18 protein-coding genes, 1 other RNA gene and 1 other annotated feature are annotated in these 22031 nt (G+C 38.7%); of the genes, 13 read left to right on the top strand and 6 right to left on the bottom strand.

The window, feature by feature from the left end:
* Positions 1-8: 8 nt before the first annotated feature.
* Positions 9-299, top strand: coding sequence for a preprotein translocase subunit YajC (gene yajC / locus V7122_RS07090; protein ID WP_335345545.1), 291 nt, complete (start codon positions 9-11; stop codon positions 297-299).
* 168 nt (positions 300-467) lie between these two features.
* On the opposite strand, the gene V7122_RS07085 is transcribed toward yajC, so the two are convergent.
* Positions 468-860, bottom strand: a complete 393-nt coding sequence (locus tag V7122_RS07085; RefSeq protein ID WP_335345561.1) for a TIGR04086 family membrane protein — start codon at positions 858-860, stop codon at positions 468-470.
* A 201-nt stretch (positions 861-1061) separates the two neighbouring features.
* Here V7122_RS07085 and V7122_RS07080 point away from each other — a divergent pair, with 201 nt between their 5' ends.
* Positions 1062-1712, top strand: coding sequence for a DUF421 domain-containing protein (locus V7122_RS07080; protein WP_335345544.1), 651 nt, complete (start codon positions 1062-1064; stop codon positions 1710-1712).
* A 24-nt stretch (positions 1713-1736) separates the two neighbouring features.
* Here the strand turns inward: V7122_RS07080 and spoVB are convergent, their stop codons facing one another.
* Positions 1737-3299, bottom strand: coding sequence for a stage V sporulation protein B (gene spoVB / locus V7122_RS07075; RefSeq protein ID WP_335345543.1), 1563 nt, complete (start codon positions 3297-3299; stop codon positions 1737-1739).
* Between the two features lie 122 nt (positions 3300-3421).
* Here spoVB and V7122_RS07070 point away from each other — a divergent pair, with 122 nt between their 5' ends.
* The 7 genes from V7122_RS07070 to dtd all read left to right on the top strand — a co-directional run bounded on the left by V7122_RS07070 (position 3422) and on the right by dtd (position 13020).
* Positions 3422-3718 carry a post-transcriptional regulator gene (locus tag V7122_RS07070; protein WP_335345542.1) on the top strand — a complete coding sequence of 99 codons (297 nt, stop codon included), beginning with the start codon at positions 3422-3424 and terminating at the stop codon, positions 3716-3718.
* Between the two features lie 158 nt (positions 3719-3876).
* Positions 3877-6141: a protein translocase subunit SecDF gene (gene secDF, locus V7122_RS07065; RefSeq protein WP_335526147.1), complete on the top strand. Its 2265-nt coding sequence runs from the start codon at positions 3877-3879 to the stop codon at positions 6139-6141.
* Between the two features lie 153 nt (positions 6142-6294).
* Positions 6295-7155 (top strand): cation diffusion facilitator family transporter, encoded by an 861-nt coding sequence (locus V7122_RS07060; protein ID WP_335526303.1) that lies wholly within the window; start codon positions 6295-6297, stop codon positions 7153-7155.
* A 91-nt stretch (positions 7156-7246) separates the two neighbouring features.
* On the top strand, positions 7247-9613 hold the full coding sequence (gene recJ, locus V7122_RS07055) for a single-stranded-DNA-specific exonuclease RecJ (protein WP_335526146.1): 2367 nt from the start codon (positions 7247-7249) through the stop codon (positions 9611-9613).
* Positions 9604-10116: an adenine phosphoribosyltransferase gene (locus tag V7122_RS07050; protein WP_335345539.1), complete on the top strand. Its 513-nt coding sequence runs from the start codon at positions 9604-9606 to the stop codon at positions 10114-10116. The genes recJ and V7122_RS07050 overlap by 10 nt, the downstream gene beginning before the upstream one ends.
* Before the next feature lie 255 nt (positions 10117-10371).
* Positions 10372-12567, top strand: coding sequence for a RelA/SpoT family protein (locus V7122_RS07045; protein ID WP_335345538.1), 2196 nt, complete (start codon positions 10372-10374; stop codon positions 12565-12567).
* 12 nt (positions 12568-12579) lie between these two features.
* Positions 12580-13020: a D-aminoacyl-tRNA deacylase gene (gene dtd / locus V7122_RS07040; protein ID WP_335345537.1), complete on the top strand. Its 441-nt coding sequence runs from the start codon at positions 12580-12582 to the stop codon at positions 13018-13020.
* A 33-nt stretch (positions 13021-13053) separates the two neighbouring features.
* Here the strand turns inward: dtd and V7122_RS07035 are convergent, their stop codons facing one another.
* The 4 genes from V7122_RS07035 to V7122_RS07020 all read right to left on the bottom strand — a co-directional run bounded on the left by V7122_RS07035 (position 13054) and on the right by V7122_RS07020 (position 17693).
* On the bottom strand, positions 13054-13188 hold the full coding sequence (locus tag V7122_RS07035; RefSeq protein WP_335526145.1) for a hypothetical protein: 135 nt from the start codon (positions 13186-13188) through the stop codon (positions 13054-13056).
* Between the two features lie 206 nt (positions 13189-13394).
* Positions 13395-15167, bottom strand: a complete 1773-nt coding sequence (locus V7122_RS07030) for an SH3 domain-containing protein (protein ID WP_335526144.1) — start codon at positions 15165-15167, stop codon at positions 13395-13397.
* A gap of 437 nt (positions 15168-15604) precedes the next feature.
* Positions 15605-16294 (bottom strand): DUF2642 domain-containing protein, encoded by a 690-nt coding sequence (locus V7122_RS07025; protein ID WP_335526143.1) that lies wholly within the window; start codon positions 16292-16294, stop codon positions 15605-15607.
* Positions 16295-16337: 43 nt separating this feature from the next.
* The gene (locus tag V7122_RS07020) at positions 16338-17693 is read right to left on the bottom strand and encodes an arsenic transporter (protein WP_335345534.1); all 1356 of its coding nucleotides are present in this window, start codon (positions 17691-17693) and stop codon (positions 16338-16340) included.
* Between the two features lie 270 nt (positions 17694-17963).
* Between V7122_RS07020 and V7122_RS07015 the strand changes: the two genes are divergently transcribed.
* The 4 genes from V7122_RS07015 to ssrS all read left to right on the top strand — a co-directional run bounded on the left by V7122_RS07015 (position 17964) and on the right by ssrS (position 21838).
* Complete coding sequence (locus tag V7122_RS07015; RefSeq protein ID WP_335345533.1) at positions 17964-18140, top strand: hypothetical protein; 177 nt, start codon at positions 17964-17966, stop codon at positions 18138-18140.
* A gap of 59 nt (positions 18141-18199) precedes the next feature.
* Positions 18200-18446 (top strand) — a binding site (T-box leader).
* A 76-nt stretch (positions 18447-18522) separates the two neighbouring features.
* A complete protein-coding gene (gene hisS, locus V7122_RS07010; protein ID WP_335526142.1) occupies positions 18523-19800 on the top strand; it encodes a histidine--tRNA ligase in 1278 nt (425 codons plus the stop codon).
* A gap of 12 nt (positions 19801-19812) precedes the next feature.
* Entirely contained in the window at positions 19813-21582 is a 1770-nt protein-coding gene (gene aspS, locus V7122_RS07005) for an aspartate--tRNA ligase (RefSeq protein ID WP_335526141.1), read from the top strand.
* Positions 21583-21648: 66 nt separating this feature from the next.
* A non-coding RNA gene (gene ssrS / locus V7122_RS07000) (6S RNA) lies at positions 21649-21838 on the top strand.
* The last annotated feature ends 193 nt before the right edge of the window (positions 21839-22031 follow it).

Below are 22031 nucleotides of genomic sequence, written 5' to 3'. Positions count from 1 at the left end.
GAAAGTAAATGGAAATGTTAGGTACAATTGGACCACTATTGTTAATGTTTGTTCTATTTTATTTCTTGCTTATTCGTCCGCAGCAGAAGCGCCAAAAGGCGGTTCAAACAATGCAGGGCGGCCTGAAAAAGGGAGATAAGATTGTTACAATCGGGGGTCTACATGGCTTTGTCGATGCTATTGATGAAGGAAAAGTAGTCATTAAATGTGGTGATGGTAGCCGTCTTACATACGATCGTGCTGCGATTCGCGAAGTAACAGAGTCAGCTGCTGGCGGAGATATGCTAGCAAAATCTTAATGAGAAAAGAAGCGGGATTATTAGATTCCGCTTCTTTTTTTATTATATGTCTAGCTCCAGCGCCTACCCCCTCGAGGTCACAAGCCAATCCTCCCAGAAAGGCAAAGTACACCTTTCCGGGAGGCTCGTCTTGTGCTTGTCGGGGGTGAACAAGGCGCTTGCGCTTTTCTACGCATTTCTCGTTGTCTTATTCGACATATTAACACCCAATATGCCGCCCATCATCGCTGTCAGCATATAACATGTATGATAAATAATTTGCTCTGTATCAAATAGACTGTCTACTCCTAAGTATTGATAAAGAAAAATAATAATAGAATAAACAAGCCCTGTTAACCCACCAAGAAGCCATCCCTTTTGTTTTCCCTTGCCACCCGAAATGAAGCCGCCAATAAATAACGAAATGAAGGAGATTGCAGTAATGACAAATTGTAAGGATGACTCCTGTAGAGAAGTGAATCTTAATAATAGTGAAAATATTAAGCTGCTGATCAAGGCTAGCACAAAAACTGCAATAATCCCATAAAGAATAGCACCGCTGATATTTCTTGATTCTTCTATATTGCCCCTCTCCCTTCTTTTTTATTTAGATCGCAGATTGGTACAAGAATACTGCTAGTACAAGCATATTCACACAAAGAAAAAATAGAATCGAATTCTTAGTTAAGGAATTGCATTTGCTCAAATTGGAACTAATATATCACATGAATATGTTTTTTTTGCCCATAATAAAAGAGAATGCCACTAAAGGGGGAATGAAAAGTGCATGATTATTCCATGATCATATTGCGGACCATTATTTTGTACACCCTAATATTGGCAGTTTTTAGAATCATGGGTAAAAAGGAACTTGGACAGCTAAGTATGATAGATTTCGTAGTAACGATCATGTTGGCTGAAATGGCCGTATTGGCTATAGAAAACCCAACGTCCCCGCTCTTACCAAATGTTCTCCCTATGTTAGTGTTAATGGTTATCCAAATCACGCTTGGCTTTTTGACCTTAAAGAGCAAAAAGTTTCGTGATCTTGTTGATGGGAAGCCAACCATTATAATTAATAAAGGTAAGATCGATGAGGCAGCCATGAAAAAGCATCGTTATAACTTTGATGATTTGCTTCTGCAATTAAGAGGGAAGGATATACGAAATATTACCGATGTAGAATTTGCCATATTGGAAACGACAGGTGAATTATCTGTATTAAAAAAGGAAAAAAAGAAAACAGGAAATTTGACAGTTCCGTTAATTTTAGATGGAATCATTCAGGAATCAGGTCTAGAAAGCATTAACCAAACAAATTTTTGGCTCCGCCAGCAGCTTAGAAAAAGGGGATACACCGAAATACAGAAAATCTCCTTTTGCAGCTTTGAAAATGGTCAGTTTTATATCGATTTAAAGGATGAAAAAAAGTAAGGGACACTGTGCGGTCTCTTACTTTTATTTAAAGACAAATCTTGAAAATGGTTTGCCAATCCAAGGTATACGGCTGACTTCATCCTTTTTTACAAGTCCAAGCAAGAGAGTAAAAATTAAATAAACTATCGTGATGATGAATGTAATGATCAGTACTTGAATGGTGAGAGAAAACTGTGAGTTTAAATTCTGAAGCAGCCAAAATCCTACCCATGCTGAAAGCGCCATGACCAAAAAGGTTTTCAAGTAGTCGCGTACATAAAATGTAAAAGAAATGGCTTTTAACACAGTTGCGAAGTGCAGCAGTGTGACAAGCACGAATCCAACAAGAATCCCCATGGCTACGCCGTTTATTCCGAATGTAGGCTGACTAGCCAAAATAAAAATGACCGCGGTTTTGATTATGGCTCCAATTAAGCTATTGATCATAGCGGCTCTTGCTAAATTTAGTGCCTGGAGGGTAGCTTGAAGAGGACCCTGATAGTAATAAAAGATGATAAATGGAGCCATCAGCTTAATAAATTGAGCCCCGCTATTGGATCCATACATAACCTTCATCAATTCATCTGACAGTACGAATAATACAACAACAGCCAAGCCGCCTGTTAAAAATGTAAGGCGAAGTGCCTGCTGCAGCCGGTATTCAATAATATGATGCTGATTTCTTGAATTTGCTTCACTAATGGCTGGAACTAAAGCAGTTGACAGCGAGTGAGTAATAAATGATGGGAGCATTAATAACGGTAAAGCAAAGCCAGTAAGCGCCCCATACTGCTTTGTTGCAGCGATGGCAGCCACCCCCGCAATAGCAAGACTGTGAGAAACAACGATGGGCTCAAAAAACCATGCCAAAGAACCAATCATTCGGCTTCCTGTAGTTGGGAGGGCGATGCTCATTAATTCTTTAAAGGTGCTTTTTCCTGTTTTGACAGACTTAAAAAAATGCTTCCGGACTTTGAATTTCTTTTTGATTTTGAAAGTGGTTATTAAATAGATTAGTGAAGCTAATTCACCTATTACCGAAGCAAGCATTGCGCCGGCCGCAGCATATTCGATCCCATATGGAAGAAACGCTTTCGTCATCGCTGCAATTAATGTAATTCTTACGATCTGCTCTAGCATTTGTGAAATAGCTGCAGGCTTCATATTTTGCCGGCCTTGAAAATAACCTCTTAAAACAGAAGAAATAGCAATAATTGGAACAACAGGTGCAATGGCTAATAGTGGAAGATATGTGCGTGAATCGGTAAATAACGTATCAGCTAGATAAGGGGCTAAGAAAATTAATGCTGGAGTAAATATGACAGAAAGAGAAATAGTGGTTGCTAATGATACAACTAATATTTTCTTTACTTTGGCTTTATCCCCTCTTGCCTCTGCCTCCGCCACATTTTTGGATATAGCTACAGGTAAACCAAGCTGTGTTATAGTAACAGCAAGAATTAAAGTTGGGAAAGCCATCATGAATAAACCAACGCCTTCTTCCCCAATAAATCTTGCAATAACAATCCGATTAATAAACCCAAGCACCCGTGTAACAAGTCCAGCTGCCAGTAGAATCATCGTTCCTTTTAAAAACTTCGACATTTGGCTCCCTGCCTTCTCAAAATAGGTGTTATCATATACAATTAACTATATGCTAGGAAGTGGACAAAGCATGACAAGCAAAGTTTTATTTTCCTTTTAAATTGAATAAGGAGGCGGCTGTTATGGAAATCAGCCATACATATGATCATCTTCGAAATGAATTGAAACCGGCGTTGAAAAGTAAGCAAGAGGAGTTTGCTTTATTAGGGTATGGTCAAGTTTCTGAACAGGAGCTCTGGAATTTTCTAAAGAGAAAAAAGTGGCGGAAAGCAGATGAAAATAAGAGAATATCTGAAATTGTTCAGGATGTTCTTTCCGTAAAGGTTGGCGAGTATTTCAATTATGCCACGGTCGAAGCTTTTAAAGAGGCAGACTTTGCATTTGATGATGAGGAAGAGCTTCGCAAGCTTTTAAAATAACTCACCTATAGAAAAATTGACAGCTTTTGCAAACTGTTTCATAATTATAAATGGAATTCTAGTCGAATCATAGGTATGAAATGATGAGATAGATTGTTTATGTATGTTTTATGCTGTGAGCCTTTTTTAGGCTTGTATTTAAGGAGGACATTTTCATAATGGTTAAGCGAGGACGCATTGTTGCCTTCTTTCTGATTGTATTATTGATTGGAAGTTTGATGGGTACAACAACAAATAATATTCTGAAAAATATTAAGCTAGGACTGGATCTTCAAGGTGGATTCGAGGTTCTGTATGAGGTATCACCGATTGATAAAAACCAAAAAATTGATAATACTGTTTTAGCCAGTACGGCAAAAGCTTTGAATAAACGCGTAAACGTATTAGGAGTAAGTGAGCCTAATATTCAAATTGAAGGGGAAAATAGAGTTCGTGTTCAGCTTGCTGGAGTGACTGATCAGAAACAAGCGCGTGAAATTCTCTCCACTGAAGCCAACCTGACATTCCGTGATGTAAATGATGAACCATTGATGGATGGATCCGATTTGGCAGAGGGCGGAGCAAAGCAAACTTTTGATGAAAATGGAAAGCCAAGTGTTTCAATTAAACTGAAAAGTGCAAGTAAATTTAAAGAGGTAACCGAACGTATTGTCAGTATGGGGGTACCTAATAATCTGCTTATCATTTGGCTCGATTTTGAGGAAGGTACTACTTTCCGAGAAGAAGCAACGAAAGCAGAGCCAGGATATATCTCTGCTCCAGCGGTAAGTCAAGTATTTAACCAGGATACGGTCTCGATAGTTGGAAGCTTCACCGTCGAGGAAGCAAAGACATTAGCGGACTTATTAAATGCAGGATCTCTGCCTGTTAAATTAACAGAAGTGTATTCAACATCTGTTGGTGCCCAATTTGGGGAGCAAGCCTTGAACAAAACAGTTTTAGGCGGGATAATCGGTATTGCGCTTATTTACTTATTTATGATCGTTTACTACCGATTCCCAGGATTTATTGCTACTGTGGCTCTGTCGATTTATATTTATCTAATTCTCCTTATTTTTGACTGGATGAATGCGGTATTGACGCTTCCTGGTATTGCCGCCCTCATTCTTGGGGTTGGTATGGCAGTCGATGCCAATATTATCACGTATGAAAGAATTAAAGAAGAATTACGAGTAGGGAGAACGGTTAAGTCTGCTTTTCAAGCAGGTGGCAAAAATTCTTTATCTACGATTTTTGATGCCAATATTACAACGATCTTAGTGTCTGGTGTTTTATTTGTTTATGGGACAAGCTCCATTAAAGGGTTTGCCACGATGTTGATTATTAGTATCCTAGTCAGCTTCATTACCGCTGTCTATGGCTCTAGAATACTCCTTGGACTATGGGTAAACAGCAATCTATTTAATAAAAAGCCAAGCTGGTTCGGTGTTAAGAAAAGTGATATTAAAGATATTGCAGAAAATTATGATACAGTTGATTTGCCGACAAGGTTTGATCGCTTTGATTTTGTTAAACATCGGAAAAAATATTTTACATTTTCCGGGGCCATTCTCGGAATTGGGCTGATTTGTGTGGTTATGTTTGGCCTGAATTTAGGGATTGATTTCACCCAAGGGACTCGTGTGGAGCTTCTATCAAATAAACCAATAACAAAAATTGAAGTAAAAGAGCAATTAGCTGATTTAAATATTGAAACAGATGATATTGTCATATCTGGAGCCAATCAAGAAATTGGTGTAGCAAGATTTAAAGAAGTACTTACCAAGGATGAAATTGCTGAGTTAAAAGCCCATTTCCATGAGAAATTAGGAGCAGAACCAAATGTAAGCACAGTTTCACCAACAGTTGGAAAAGAGCTAGCAAAAAATGGGTTTATTTCTTTGTTGATTGCCTCTATTGGTATCGTGATTTATGTGACCATTCGTTTCGAAATGTATATGGCGATCGCAGCTATACTTGGTCTATTATATGATGCATTCTTTATCATCATTTTCTTTAGCATTACAAGATTAGAAGTTGATTTAACCTTTATCGCGGCTGTCTTAACAGTTATTGGTTATTCCCTTCATGATTCAATTGTTACATTTGACCGGATGCGCGAAAACATGCAAAAGAAAAAGCGTATTAAAACGTTTGAGGAACTTGCGGATGTTGTTAATTCAAGCTTACGTCAAGTGATGGGACGATCTATTAATACGGTCTTAACCCTACTTATTGCTGTATTAGGAATCTTAATATTCGGAAGTGAATCCATCCGTAACTTCTCCTTTGCTCTACTAATCGGATTGGTTGCAGGTGCTTATTCTTCCATTTTCTTATGTGCCCAATTGTGGCTCGTTTGGAAAGGGAAAGAATTGAAGAAAAAAGGCGTCATTAAAACAGTGAAAGAAAAACGAAAAATTAGCGATGAACCTCAAGTATAATTCAAGCCCCAGGATATCCTGGGGTTTTCTTTTTTTCAAAACATGCTCATAATCATTGGAATTAGGATAAACTAGCAATAAGTTCATTTTTAGGAAGGAAGTTTCATTTTGAATCATAAAGATGATCGTTTTAAAAAGGCTGAATTTGCTGCCATGCTTGGCATCGTGATTAACATTGTCCTTGCGATTGTCAAATGGGGAATTGGCGTCTATGCGGGGAGCCGTGCTTTAATTGCTGATGCTGTACATTCTGCCTCGGATATTGCTGGATCATTAGCAGTCTATTTAGGCTTGAAGGCAGCAAAGCAGCCGCCTGATGATGATCATCCATATGGACATGGGAAGGCAGAATCTATCTCAGCTATTATTGTTGCTGTATTGTTATTGTTTGTTGGATTTGAAATTGGTAAGTCATCTGTAACAGCTTTTTTTAAACCGATAGAAGCACCAAAAACAATAGCTATTGCGGCAGTTATTTTTTCGATTATTGTAAAGGAAGCATTATTTCGCTACAAATACAAGCTTGGGCGTGAGTTGAATAGTGATGCATTAATTGTTAATGCCTATGAGCATCGTTCAGATGTTTATTCATCCTTTGCTGCATTGGCTGGTATTGGTGCTGCGATCATCGGCGGTAAGCTTGGCATCGATTGGCTGGAATATGCGGACCCTGTTGCTGGGGTGATTGTTTCCCTCATGGTTATCCAAATGGCGTGGTCGCTCGGGAAAGAGTCGATTCATAACACACTTGATCATGTGCTGCATGAAGAGGATACACTGGAATTAAGAGAAGCAGTGGAAAGTGTTAAGGAAGTTAAGAAAATTAATCAGCTTCATGCAAGAGAGCATGGACATTATGTAATCATTGATTTGAAGATTTCGGTTGATCCGAATATGACAGTGGAAGAGGGACACCGAGTTGGCAAGAAAGTAAAGGAAAAGCTATTAAAAATGAATAATGTTCACAATGTGTTTGTTCATATTAATCCCTATAATGAAGATGATGAAAATTAAACAGCGTCCTTCGCTGTTTTTCTTTTTTCAGGACTACGCATTGAAACACAAAGGACCCTCTTGTATAATTAAAAAGTTGAGGGGTGAACAAATGTTACAATCAAAAACTCGCTGGATTGTTCGGAAATCAGATGAAGACAAGCAAAATCTTCTCGTTCAACAATTAAATTTAACTCCTCTCCTTGCTTCATTGCTTGTAAATAGAGGAATAGAATCACCGGAATTAGCACAAAGTTTTCTATTTGATGATAAACAAGAATTTCATGATCCTTTTTTATTAGCTGATATGGAAATTGCCGTAACACGGATAAAAAAGGCGATAGATAAGGAAGAACCGATTTTAATATTCGGAGATTATGATGCAGATGGTGTGACAAGTACGACCGTTATGATGAAGGTTCTTCGGGAATTAGGCGCTAATGTCGAATTCTACATACCAAACCGATTTTCGGAAGGCTATGGTCCAAATATCCCAGCCTTTCAATATGCAGCGGAAACTGGAATCAAACTGATAATAACGGTTGATACGGGTATAGCTGCAGTAAAGGAAGCCGCTGCTGCTGCTGAGCTTGGACTCGATTTAATTATTACAGATCACCATGAACCAGGGCCAGAATTGCCAAAGGCATTGGCTATCATCCACCCGAAACTTGAAGGAAGCCAATATCCATTTCGTGAGTTAGCTGGTGTTGGGGTTGCTTTTAAATTAGCTCATGCACTATACGGTAAACTGCCAGAGCATCTGCTAGAAATAGCTGCTATAGGGACGATTGCGGATTTAGTTTCCTTAAAAGGAGAGAATCGTTTAATCGTTAAACGAGGCTTGAAGAAGCTTAAGTCCACTAATAATGTTGGCTTAACCGCCTTATTAAAACAAAACAAGGTAGAACCAGGCTCAGTAACGGAAGAAACGGTAGGATTCCTGATCGCGCCACGATTAAATGCTGCTGGGAGATTGGATAGTGCAGACCCGGCTGTTGACTTATTGCTTACTGAAGATATTTATGAGGCTGAAGCGATTGCTGAGGAAATAGAGCAAATGAACAAGGAAAGACAAGCGTTAGTAAGCAATATTGCTGAAAAAGCTATTCGTCAGGTTGAAGAAAATTATCCAATCGATGAAAATGCAGTCCTTGTCATCGGTCAAGAAGGCTGGAATCCAGGTGTTATAGGAATTGTCGCTTCAAAGCTAGTAGAAAGATTTTACCGTCCAGTCATTTGTTTGAGCTTTGATAGAGAGAAGGGCTTAGCAAAAGGCTCTGCACGCAGTATATTAGGATTTGATTTATTTAGAAACCTATCTGAATGCAGAGATATATTACCTCATTTCGGCGGGCATCCGATGGCTGCCGGCATGACATTGGAACTGAGTCATGTCGATGAGCTTAGAAATAGGCTAAATTCAGCAGCAAAGGAACAATTAGCAGATGAGGACTTTATTCCAGTTACTACGTTGGATGGGACAGTAAATATGTCAGAGATCCACTTGAATTCTATAGAGGAATTGCAGATGCTCGCCCCATTTGGAATGGATAATCCGAAGCCAAAAATATTAATTAAGGATGCAAGCATTGCAAATATGAGAAAGATCGGTTCGGATCAAAATCATTTGAAAATGACAATTGAGAGTGAAGGCAGTACACTTGATGGTGTAGGATTCGGACTAGGAGAATTATATGAGCATATTTCGCCATATTCTAAAATATCCGTAATTGGAGAGCTTTCGATTAATGAATGGAATAATATCCGAAGGCCGCAAATTTTCCTCCAGGATGCGGTTATTCAAGACTGGCAGCTATTTGATATAAGGGGGATTAAACGATTTGAACAATTAATAGATTTGATCCCTAAAAAACAATCAAAATGGATTGTATTTAATAAAGAAAATGCTATAAAGTTTCCAACATATATAAATGAGAATATGGTAACAGTAAGTTCATATGAGGAAGCAGCGGCATTAAATATAGATCAAGAAAATGTGATATTAACGGATCTTCCACCCTCCAAGGAATTTCTGACCCAATTATTTTCTGGGAAAAATCCTTCAAGGGTATATGCACATTTCTATAAAGAGGAGAGTGCCTTTTTTAGCACACTTCCAACGAGGGATCATTTCAAATGGTTCTATGCCTTAATATTGAAAAAGGGTCCAATTAGCCTTCAGCAATACCGAGACAATATTGCAAAGCATAAAGGATGGAGCAAAGAAACAATTGACTTCATGTCACAAGTGTTTTTTGAATTAGATTTTGTTAAAATAAACAATGGAATCATTTCTATTAATGAGACTTCACAAAAACGTGATTTAACAGATTCGCTTATTTATGAACAAAGACGTAAACAGTACACAATCGAAAACGAATTGCTATATTCACCTTATCAACAGTTAAAAAGCTTTTTCGATTCAGTAATCCAAGGTTCTGTGAAATTTGAGGAGGAAGTAAAAGAATGGACTTAAAACAGTATATTACAATCGTCCAGGACTGGCCAAAGCCAGGTATTCAATTTAAAGATATTACGACATTAATGGATAATGGTGAGGCATATAAATATGCCACAGACAAAATCGTTGAATACGCACAAAAAAAGCAAATTGATTTAGTTGTAGGTCCAGAGGCGCGCGGATTTATTATTGGCTGCCCTGTTGCTTATTCACTAGGAGTCGGCTTTGCTCCAGTTAGAAAGGAAGGAAAGCTTCCTCGTGAGACGATTAAAGTGGAATACGGGTTAGAATATGGGAAGGATGTTCTAACCATCCATAAAGATGCCATTAAGCCGGGACAAAGAGTACTAATAACAGATGATTTGCTTGCAACTGGAGGAACAATTGAAGCAACCATTGAATTAGTTGAACAGCTTGGCGGTATTGTAGCTGGAATTGCCTTCTTAATTGAATTGTCATATTTAAAAGGGCGAGATAAGCTTGGAAAATATGATATTCTTACTTTAATGGAATATTAATTTAAATGGGAGCGCTGATGGGGCGCTCTTTTTATTATGGAACGATCGGCACGCTTAATAAAAAGCAGAGGATATATCCTTTTAAAAACTTACAGATTTCGACAATTTTTTTATTTTTCAGGAAAATAATCGCTATCCCTTTACATATTCGCTTTTTTTTTCGATAATAGTAGCAATCATTCTAATTTTGTTATGACAGTTTTAAACGGAAAATGACAAATCGACAAATGAAAATTAATAATAAAAGGTGATCCCATGGCGAACGATCATGTTCTGACCGCTGAACAAGTCATCGACAGAACGAAAGTATATTTAAATGATGAGCATGTGGCGCTTGTTGAGAAGGCATATGAATATGCAAGACATGCCCATCGTGAACAATATAGAAAATCGGGTGAGCCTTATATCATCCATCCCATTCAAGTAGCAGGCATTTTGGCCGACTTAGAAATGGATCCATCTACGGTTGCAGCCGGTTTTCTTCACGATGTTGTAGAGGATACAGATGTCACACTAGCTGATATTACGGCAGCCTTTAATGAAGAAGTGGCCATGCTTGTTGACGGTGTAACAAAGCTTGGAAAAATTAAATATAAATCGAAAGAAGAGCAGCAAGCAGAAAACCATCGCAAAATGTTTGTAGCAATGGCACAGGATATCCGTGTCATCTTAATAAAGCTGGCAGATAGACTTCATAATATGCGTACCCTTAAGCATTTGCCTGCTGAAAAACAGCGCCGTATTTCTAATGAAACATTAGAAATTTTTGCCCCTCTTGCCCATCGTCTGGGAATTTCAAAAATTAAATGGGAGCTTGAGGACACAGCTCTAAGATATTTAAATCCACAGCAATATTATCGAATTGTGAACCTAATGAAGAAGAAACGGGCTGAGCGGGAGCAATATCTTGAAGATGTAATCAATGAGGTGCGCAGCCGAATGAATGAAGTTTCCATTCGATCAGATATTTCCGGCAGACCTAAGCATATTTATAGCATTTATCGTAAAATGGCTTTGCAAAACAAGCAATTTAACGAAATCTATGATTTGCTTGCTGTCAGAATTGTTGTAAATAGTATTAAGGATTGCTATGCTGTCCTCGGTATTATCCACACATGCTGGAAGCCAATGCCTGGCCGCTTTAAAGATTATATTGCGATGCCAAAGCAAAATATGTACCAATCTCTTCATACGACAGTCATTGGTCCTAAAGGTGATCCGTTAGAAGTGCAAATTCGTACATTCGAAATGCACCGAATCTCTGAATTCGGGATTGCTGCTCACTGGGCGTATAAGGAAGGTAAAAAGGTCAATGAAAGACTGTCAATTGAAGACAAGCTAACATGGTTCCGTGAAATTCTAGAATTTCAAGACAGCTCCAACGATGCAGAAGAATTTATGGAGTCTTTAAAAATTGATTTATTTTCTGATATGGTGTTTGTCTTTACTCCAAAAGGTGATGTCATCGAACTGCCATCAGGATCAGTTCCCATTGACTTTGCGTACCGGATTCACTCCGAGATTGGAAATAAAACAATTGGTGCGAAAATAAACGGGAAAATGGTAACACTCGATTATAAGCTGAAAACTGGCGATATTATTGAAATTTTAACCTCCAAGCACTCATATGGCCCAAGCAAGGATTGGCTAAAACTAGCTCAAACCTCACAAGCCAAAAACAAAATTCGTCAATTCTTTAAGAAACAAAGAAGAGATGAGAATGTTGAAAAGGGTAAAGAGCAAATTGAAAGAGAAATCCGTAATATGGATTTCGATTTGAAAGAAATTCTTACAGCCGAAAATATAAAACGAGTAGCCGAGAAGTTTAATTTCATGAATGAGGAAGACATGTATGCAGCAGTGGGCTATAACGGTGTAACGGCCCTTCAAGTAGCGAATCGCTTAACGGAAAAGCTGCGTAGAAAGCGTGATATGGAACAAGAGGCTGACATAACAAATGCTGTTTCCGAGTTAAGATCATTCCCATCTACTAAAAAGCGTGAATCAGGGGTCCGTGTTTCCGGTATTGACAATTTGCTTATCCGTCTTTCCCGCTGCTGTAATCCGGTACCAGGGGATGAAATTGTTGGCTTTATTACGAAAGGACGCGGAGTCTCTGTTCATAGAGCTGATTGCACGAATATCGTCAATGATGAAGCAAAAGAAAGACTTATTCCTGTTGAATGGGAAACGGACTTAAATGACCGGAAAGAATATAGTGTTGAAATCGAAATTACTGGCTTTGACAGGCGAGGCTTGCTTAATGAAGTATTGCAGGCAGTAAATGAATCAAAAACAAATATTTCTGCTGTATCAGGCCGTTCTGACCGAAATAAAGCGGCAACAATTAATATGACAATTGCGATTCACAATGTAAACCATTTACAGAAGGTTGTCGAACGTATTAAACAAATTCCTGATGTTTATGCAGTTCGCAGGATCATGAATTAAGGAGTATTTGTTATGCGAGTAGTTGTACAACGAAGCAAGGAAGCAAGCGTTAAGGTTAACGGTGAAATAGTTGGGAGTATTCCAAAGGGCTTTGTCCTCTTAGTGGGAGTGACCCATGAAGACGATGATAAGGATGCTGAATTTTTAGCTGATAAAATTGCCAATCTACGAGTCTTTGAAGATGAAAGCGGAAAAATGAATTTATCAATACTGGATAAAGGCGGAGAAATTTTATCGGTTTCCCAATTCACCTTATATGGAGATTGTCGAAAAGGGCGCAGGCCTAATTTTATGGAAGCAGCTAGACCTGAACACGCATTGAAAATATATGAAGCCTTTAATACCAATCTTCGTGTAAAAGGATTAAAGGTTGCGACAGGTGAATTTGGCGCCATGATGGATGTTCAGCTAACGAATGATGGACCAGTAACACTAATTGTTGATAGTAAATAAGAAAAGTGTAAGCGCCTTGCAAAGGAACATCGACTAAAGGCCGCCACGTCCTGTGGCGAACGCCGATGTCAGCACATCCTGTGCAAGTCCGACAAGCACAAGACGAGCCTCTCGGAAAGGTGTCTTTTCCTTTCTGGGAGGATTGGCTTGTGACCTCGAGGTCGACAAAAACGCGACGTCCTCCCAAAAGCTTCACTTTTGGTCGTGCGCTGTATCGCTGCCGAAGTCTTCCTTGTCCTGTCGCATTGTCGACACTAGTACGTCCTGTACGTCGGGGGTAGGCGCTGAAGCTAGACAATAAAAAAGGCCAGACAGTGTTCATACTTAAGTATGAATGTGTCTGACTTTTTTTATTTAGCCTTTAAGAATTAAATCTAGTTCTCCTTAAAATACCTAGCTAGCCCCTGGTAAATGCCAGTCGTCACCGTGTCTTGAAATTGGCTGGAAGATACGAGTATTTCTTCCGTAGGATTGCTGAGGTAACCTAGTTCTAGCAGAATTGCATTGCGCTTATTTTCTCTTAACACATAATAATCTCCGGAACGATAGCCGCGGTCCTTTAGATTTGTCTTAGAAGTAATAGAGGAGTGAACATTGGCAGCTAAATTCTTTTGATAGGAATGATAATAATAGGTGGTCATTCCATGAACACTTCGGTCTAACATACTATCATAGTGAATACTGATAAAGGCATCGGCGTTATGATAATGTGATGTATACACCCGTGATGATAGAGGGATATATGTATCATTATTACGAGTTAATATGACGTTAGCCCCTGTAGATTTCAATTTTTCATATAAGCTTTGAGCTGTCTGCAATGTTAATAATTTTTCAAGCGTCCCTCTTGCCCCTGTTGTCCCATTGTCTCTTCCGCCATGACCGGGGTCAATAACAATTTTTTTATTCTTCAAGTGTAATTCTGATCCGGGTTTTTCTACCATAGGTGCTGAACCATTTACTGAAACAATCCAACCGGCAATATAGCCGCTTTCCCCATTGGTGAGACGGATTTCATACCAATCATTTTGGATACTAATAATATCAAATATATCTCCCTGGTTGGCCCTATGTACGACTTCAGAATGAGCATTTGCATTTTTTCTAATGTTAGATCCATTATGAATAATGGTAAGAGAGCTATCCTTCACTTTTTGCTCACTTACAGCTGGTTGGGCAGTTTCAGATTTGTCCAAATACCAGCTAGCCACCCAGCCGAATAATCCCTTTTCATACTCGATTTTTGCCCAGTTATTGGCTTCCTCGATAATTTGATAGCTTTCGTTTTGTTGTACCGAGCCAATTGCTTTTCCACTTAGAGAAGCAGTATCTCTGACAGTTAACGATGTTGCTGTTACCTTGGCTTTTTTACCTGCGCTTGTCGATTTACTTTGTTGTTTTTCGGGAGCGGGGCTATTGGAAACAGCTTTGTCTATTTGAATATATTGGCTGCTTATCCATGCTTTCGTCCCAGAAAAAGAGATTTCAGTCCATTCACTTGTCTGAGATAATATCTTTACATTATCTCCTAAACTTAGTTTTCCAATAATAGAACTATTTAGAGAAGGTGAGTTTCTGACATTTAAGGAATTCGCAGTAATACTGCCATTCCATTTTCCTTCTACACTAGTAGTTTTGCTACTAGTTTGGATTTGGATAAAGTCACTAGAGACCCAGCCATTGCCAAAAGAAGTTTGAAGATTCACCCAATTTCCATCCATACTGTGAACCGTGTATGCTTCTCCTTTATTAACTGTTCCAATCACTGGAAAGCTTGTCCCTGGACCTTTTCTAATTCGAAGGCCATCTGTTGAAATGATGGCAGTCTTGTTCTTCTCTAATTTTTCTGAGGAACTGCCCGAGATAGTCGCGCTTTCCTTCGTCACGAGCCAATTGGCTACCCAGCCACGAACACCGTTACCAAGCTGAACTTCAATCCATTCATTCTTTTCGGAAAGGGAAGGGTATTTTTCTCCTTTTTTTGCCTTCGCAACGATCGGATAGCTCAAACCGGGACCTTTGCGAATATTTAAGCTATCTGTTCCCACTGTGACAGTTTGGCCCACTGCTTTTGCCGCTGACGGAGGAGTGGCTAATCCTATGAAGAGAACAGTGCAAAAAAATAAGAGAATTTGTTTCTTGAGCATTTGCTCCCTCCTTTTTGATAGATTCACATCTTTAAGAAAAACAAATTTTGTTTTTTTAGTCAAGCCTTTCCTTTTACTAAATGATATTACTTCTCTTTAGATCGCTTAAATCCTTCCAAATGAGATGAAAAGTTTCAAAATATGCGTCTGATTGCTCTATTGTCAAAATATCATAAATTTTATTGCTTATTGGCGACTTTTTCATCAAAGAAAAAAGCTATCTCAAATGAAATAGCTTTTTTTCTTAATATTTAATGTTTTTCGTGTAAATTACCTAGTTCATTTCCGGTTTCTAAAACATATCTTAAAAGTGACTGTAACTTATCTTTGTGGTTTTATTTATATAACTTACAAAGGAATTTTTTGAGGCGCTGCTTTTGCCTCTTTTTTTTGTAGTTTTACATAAAAGCTGCTTAGGGACTTCATGCATCCCGCTATTATGGTATTTGAATTGATTTTATATGGGAAAGCCTCAAACATATATTCTCCCCCTTTGCGAGTATTATTTCTGCGAGGTTATTTTCAATCTTTTTTAACAGTCCCACTTTTTTAGGATCTTTTCCCCCATCAAAGATGACAAGTTTTCCTGCTTCTTTTTTTAACTGATCTTCCAAATTAGGAAGTAAAGGAAAATTCGTTGGACTTACTCGCAAGTGTACGTGACTTTTGCCTAAAGATAGGTTCATGTTGTTTAAAGTATAAGGTGAAGAGTTTTCATTAAAAGGGACAAGCCATTTTATATGGTCTATTGAAATAAATATCAACTTATAAATGGGTGAATAAAAAGCCACATAGTCATTATAGACATTTGTTATATATCCATAGTAAGATAAATCTTTTCCTACATAAATTTCTGTAAACACTGCCTTTGATTTATTTAATACTTCTTTAACATTAAGAAGATCCATTTTTGCAAACGCAGAAGATTCACTAGGCGAATCTACATAATCATCTTTATTGCTGTTAAGCTGGAAATGATGTACGTGTAACAAAGGGATATATATATACCGTTGACCATTAAAGATGACAACAATATCTTTTCCTGCGTCAAGTAAAATCCCATTAATTGTTTCTTTCCCAAGCTGTAAATTTACTTGTTTACCTTGTAAAGTGATTAAATCAGTCAAACTCTTTCCCTCCTTAATATTTTTCCATATTTCATCATTAAATTTAGGCAAATACCATTTGTACCCAATAGTACAATAAGAATAAGGTGAAAATTGTAGATATTGGGATAACAACTAATGACACACTTAAATAATCCTTCCATTTCACTTTCACTTTATGCTGTCTGAGAATATACAACCAGATCAGAGACGCAAGCGTACCAATTGGAAGCAATAAGGAACCTATATCGCTGCCGATGATATTTGCAAGATAAATCGTCTTTAAAGTAATTGGATCGAGCCCCATTTCTGTTAAAGTTATCGTCCCAACCATCAAGGCTGGATGATTGTTAAAGATATTAGAGAGAATTGAAACGAGTCCGCCCATCGTAAAGCTTGCATAGAGCAGCCCTTGGTTGACAATAGGTTCACATAATTTCACGAGGAATGCCGTCAGTCCTACATTGTGAAGTCCGTAAATAATGACGTACATGGAAAAAGCGAAAATCAGAATGTGCCAAGGAGTCTTTATCAAAATATCAATGGGGTTTGTTCGCAGGTGATACCATCGCCATACTAGCAAAGCAACGGATCCGAGCACAGCAACTAGAGAAATTGGAATGGAGAGAAAAGAGGCTACAAATAATAAACAGCGCATGATAAAAACAAACAGCAATACTTTCAACATAAACTTTGTACGTTTTCTCTTTGTCTCGACAGAAAGTTTTCCTTTTAAAGGATGAAAATTTTTGGTGAAAAAACTCTCCTCGATCTCATAAGTGGAATTTGGCAATTTTCTTGGCAATTTTTTCTTCACTACGACAAACATTAACCAGGACATAAACAGTAAACCTAATGTTGCTGGGACAAACATCATGGCAGTATGCATATATAACGTCATATCTACAATTTCCAATGCAATGAGATTAACGATATTGCTGACGCCAATGGGAGCACTTGAAGCGGTAGCTGTAAGAGCGCCACTTAATAGGTACGGGATTTGCTGATGGGGTTTTAACTGCAGGTTTTTCAGTAATAGAATTAAAATCGGTGTTGTAATTAAGATGCTTCCATCATTATTAAATAAAAGTGTCATCAAGAAGCATAGAAGCTGAACATACCAATATAGACGGTAGCCTGATCCTTTTGCCATACTAGCAAGCCGGGCAGCTGCCCAGTGGAAGAAACCGAAGCTTTCTAATATGACTGCCATGACAATTGTCGCCATAATCGTAATAGAGGCTCCGCCAATTTTGCTGATAATATCCTCAATATTTGCTCGAGATACGATTCCTGTTATTAAAATGATCCCTGCACCAACAGCAGCTGGATAAGCTTCATTGAGCCCCTTTGGCCTCCAAAAAATGACCAGCATGGTCGTGACAAATACAAATATGGTAATTCCTAATTCAAATGACATTTTCTCACTCCATTTCTTTTTTTTCAGAGCAGAGTCATATGACACTGCATGTCCGTTTGCTTATATTTATATTCGCCTGAAAAAAGAAGGGACTAGATTATTGACCAAATTTGTCTAAATGTATGTTTGTCTAATAGAGACAATTGCATGATTAGATGAGTGTCTATTAAATTAAAGTCTTAGTTTTACTAGTTGTTCATCCAGAAAATGCATTTTCTATTCTAAAAGTGGGAAGAATAGGAGATAACTACGTAACGAAGGGTGAAAAAAATGAGATTTGGTGAAAAGGGAACATCTGCCCACTTAGGAGAAAACCAGATATTTGGAGTAGATTTTCATGACTTTATTCAAAAAGAACAAGGCTCAAACATGGTGGAATTAGCTTCAGAGTTTGGTTTATCTGTAAGAGATGTTCGTAAATTAAAAAAACATTTAGAAAGATCTTAAATAACGCTATTGACAATCCGATTGTTGATACGTATGATAATATAAATATTAGGATGAAATATTAACCGTTGATGAAGAATAGTAGTTAAGCTCCACATGAAAAGAGAAGAAATGTCATAGGCTGAAAACATTTCTGCATGATGATTTAATGAAAGAACACTTCGTAGGTTTCTCTCTGAAAGAGGCATTCACTTTAGTAGGAGCTGAACGTTCACAGGCGTTAACTGTAAAAGAGGAAGCACGTTCTTTTTAGGACGTCTTCAATTAGGGTGGCACCACGGGAAATTACAAGCTCTCGTCCCTTGTATTGTATACAAGGAGGCGGGGGCTTTTTTATTTTTTATAAAATACTACTTATTTTTGGAATAAGGAGGATTCAGATATGACATCAATCCAAATACCACGGGGAACTCAAGATATTCTCCCAGGCGAAATTGAAAAATGGCAGTTAATAGAGGAAAAAGCAAGAGAGCTTTGCGAGAAGTTTCAATATCGCGAAATCAGAACCCCGATATTCGAGCACACAGAGTTATTTTTGCGAAGTGTTGGGGATACGACTGATATTGTTCAGAAGGAAATGTATACATTTGAAGACCGCGGAGAACGCAGCTTAACGCTAAGACCAGAGGGGACAGCTGCAGTTGTTCGTTCTTTTGTTGAAAATAAAATGTATGGGGACGCAACTCAGCCTGTAAAGCTTTATTATATGGGACCAATGTTCCGCTACGAGCGTCCGCAGGCAGGACGATACCGCCAATTTGTTCAATTTGGTGTTGAGGCCATTGGAAGCAATGATCCTGCCATTGATGCAGAGGTTATAGCTTTAGCCATGAGCCTTTATAAAGAACTAGGCTTGGAAAAGATAAAGCTAGTCATTAATAGTCTCGGTGATAAAGAAAGCCGAAATGCACACCGTGAAGCATTAGTAAACCACTTTAAGCCAAGAATAGACGAGTTTTGTTCAGACTGCAGGAGCAGATTGGGTAAAAATCCAATGCGAATTCTTGACTGTAAACAAGACAGAGACCATGAGCTAATGAAGGCTGCTCCATCGATTATCGATTACTTAAATGAGGATTCCAAGAAATATTTTGAAAAAGTACAGCAGTATTTAACTGATCTTGATATTGCATTTGAAGTGGATCCAAATCTAGTTCGCGGACTTGATTATTATAACCATACAGCATTTGAAATTATGAGCAATGCAGAAGGATTTGGGGCCATCACCACACTTTGTGGAGGCGGAAGGTATAATGGTCTCACCGAAGAAATTGGCGGCCCTGAGGCACCTGGAATCGGTTTTGCGATGAGTATTGAACGTTTTATCGCTGCCCTAGAGGCTGAACAAATTAAACTGCCAATTAATGAGAAGATTGATTGCTATTTAGTTTCGCTAGGAGAAGAAGCAAAGGACTATACAGTTGGATTACTGCATAGGCTTCGCCTCGCTGGCTTCTCAGCAGAGAGAGATTATTTAAATAGAAAAATAAAAACACAGTTTAAAGCAGCAGACAGGGCCAATGCTAAATATGTGGCGATTTTAGGGGAGGACGAACTTAAAGCTAATAAAATCACCCTAAAATCAATGGAAACTGGTGAACAGTCGGAAATGGAACTAAATACATTTGTGGAAAAATTCACAGAGCTAGCTAGACAATAGGAGGAATAAAGAATGTTTGGGAGAACGTACTACTGCGGAGAAGTGACAGAAGCCGCCATTGGTGAAAAGGTTATTTTAAAAGGTTGGGTACAAAAGCGTCGTGATTTAGGAGGACTAATCTTTATCGATTTACGCGACCGGACTGGCATTATCCAAATTGTTTTTAATCCCGAGGTATCACAAGAGGCACTTGCTATCGCGGAAAAAGTAAGAAATGAATATGTGCTTGATATTGAAGGAGAAGTCATCGCCCGCGGAGAAGGCACGATCAATGAAAATCTTGCAACTGGACGTATTGAGGTACTAGTTAAAAAGATTTCGATCTTAAACGAAGCGAAAACTCCTCCATTCATGGTTGATGATAAAACAGATGTTTCCGAGGATATTCGATTAAAATATCGGTACCTTGATTTGAGAAGACCGGCAATGTTTGAAACATTAAAAATGCGTCATCAAGTAACAAAAGCAATGAGGGATTTTCTGGACGGGGAAGGCTTCCTTGATATTGAAACACCGATTTTAACGAAAAGCACACCAGAAGGGGCGCGTGACTATTTAGTTCCTAGCCGCGTACACCCTGGTGAATTCTATGCTTTGCCGCAGTCGCCGCAAATTTTTAAGCAATTGCTAATGGTTGGGGGATTTGAAAGATATTATCAAATTGCCCGGTGCTTCCGTGATGAGGATTTACGTGCGGACCGTCAGCCTGAATTTACGCAGGTCGATATGGAAATGAGCTTTATGAGCCAAGATGAAATAATTGGCCTAATGGAAAACATGATGAAAAAAGTCATGAAGGAGGTAAAGGGGTTAGATATCCAACTTCCATTTCATCGCATGACTTACCAGGAGGCGATGGACCGTTTTGGATCCGATAAGCCTGATACTCGATTTGGCATGGAATTAACTGATTTATCGGAGATTGTGAAGGACTCCAGTTTCAAAGTGTTTGCAGGAGCCGTATCATCCGGTGGTCAAGTGAAGGCAATCAATGTGAAAAATGGCGGCAGCCAATATTCAAGAAAAGATATTGACGCCTTAACAGAATTTGCAGCTGTTTATGGGGCAAAAGGTCTTGCTTGGTTAAAGGCAGAAGAGGACGGATTAAAGGGACCAATTGCTAAATTCATAACAGAGGAAGAACAAAAGGCAATGACAGCCACTCTATCTGTTGAAACGGGAGATTTATTACTATTTGTGGCAGACAAGAAAAACATTGTGGCTGATGCACTAGGAGCACTACGTTTAAAGCTTGGTAAAGAGCTTGGTCTAATCGATCAAAGCAAGTTTAACTTCCTTTGGATTACAGATTGGCCATTATTAGAATATGATGAAGAGGCAGGCCGTTATTTTGCGGCACATCATCCATTCACAATGCCATTTAGAGAGGATTTGGAACTTTTAGAAACAAATCCATCCGAAGTTAGAGCTCAAGCCTATGACCTTGTATTAAACGGTTATGAGCTTGGCGGCGGATCTCTTCGTATTTTTGAAAGAGCTGTTCAGGAAAAAATGTTTAATGTCCTTGGCTTTACACAAGAGGAAGCAAATGAACAATTCGGATTCCTAATGGAAGCCTTTGAATATGGCACACCTCCACATGGGGGAATTGCCCTTGGCTTAGACAGATTAGTCATGCTGCTGGCAGGAAGATCCAATCTCCGTGATACGATTGCATTCCCGAAAACAGCAAGTGCAAGCTGTCTGTTAACAAATGCTCCTGGAGAAGTAAGTGTAGCCCAATTAGATGATCTTCACTTGGCATTAAACGTAAAAAAATGAGCATGGACCTAGATTTGTACGCTTGTAAGAGAAATATGAATATGATAAAATACAATTAATCTTTAAAGAGTCCTGATGTGTTCGTTGTGTAACCTGACATTTTGACCGAACATCTATCCTTCGGGAGTCCAGAGTTTTCTATAGCGGCGTAAACGCCTCATGGCATGAGGACTTACATATGCAGAAACAGGACACCCACCTGCTTTGTGCGGGTTCAAAACGAAGGCATCTAAGCGACGGCACGATTGGGACTCTTTTCCTTTCATATGAATGCAAAATCTATTCCACATCGAAGGAATAGGTTTTTTTGTTTTGGTTCGAGTGAAAAAATGCCTAACAAGGTCATCAGTCGCTTCATCTGGTGCCCGCTGAAGGGGAGAATTATTATGATCAGTCATCAGTCACTTCATCTGATGCCCGCAGAAGTGGAAAATTGCCCCGATCGGTCA

The sequence above is a fragment of the Bacillus sp. JJ1532 genome, from assembly GCF_036965085.1.
Lineage (GTDB): Bacteria > Bacillota > Bacilli > Bacillales > Cytobacillaceae > Cytobacillus.
Note: the sequence above shows the minus strand (reverse complement) of the source record. Positions and strands in the feature narration are given on the sequence as shown.